This is a genomic window from Blautia hansenii (genome assembly GCF_013304445.1).
Lineage (GTDB): Bacteria > Bacillota > Clostridia > Lachnospirales > Lachnospiraceae > Blautia.
Map to the genome: position 1 here is coordinate 1 of NZ_JAAITA010000072.1, position 348 is coordinate 348.

The window sequence follows — 348 nt, forward strand, 5'->3', positions numbered from 1 at the left end:
GCCTCGTTTCGTCTCTATCTCTACGTTTAACGTATTTTAGATGTTTCGTATATGCAGTTTTCAAGGTACAGTGTTCAGTCTTCTTTCGAAGACCAGTGGAGATAAAGAGATTCGAACTCTCGACCCCCTGCTTGCAAGGCAGGTGCTCTCCCAACTGAGCTATATCCCCATATGTACTTTTTTGCTTTGCTCAACTTTTTTTGTTAAGCAGTGGGCTTAAGTGGACTCGAACCACCGACCTCACGCTTATCAGGCGTGCGCTCTAACCAGCTGAGCTATAAGCCCTTCTTTAATCCGGCAGCCACCTGCTTTCCCATGCCGTCTCCAGCATAGTATCATCGACCGCTT

Annotated in this window: 2 tRNA genes; both read right to left on the bottom strand. The window is 47.1% G+C overall.

Features of this window, described 5'->3' with window-relative positions:
• Window positions 1-96: 96 nt before the first annotated feature.
• Window positions 97-169: transfer RNA gene (locus G5A70_RS15550), tRNA-Ala, on the bottom strand.
• A gap of 42 nt (window positions 170-211) precedes the next feature.
• Window positions 212-285, bottom strand: a tRNA-Ile gene (locus G5A70_RS15555).
• Window positions 286-348: the final 63 nt, after the last annotated feature.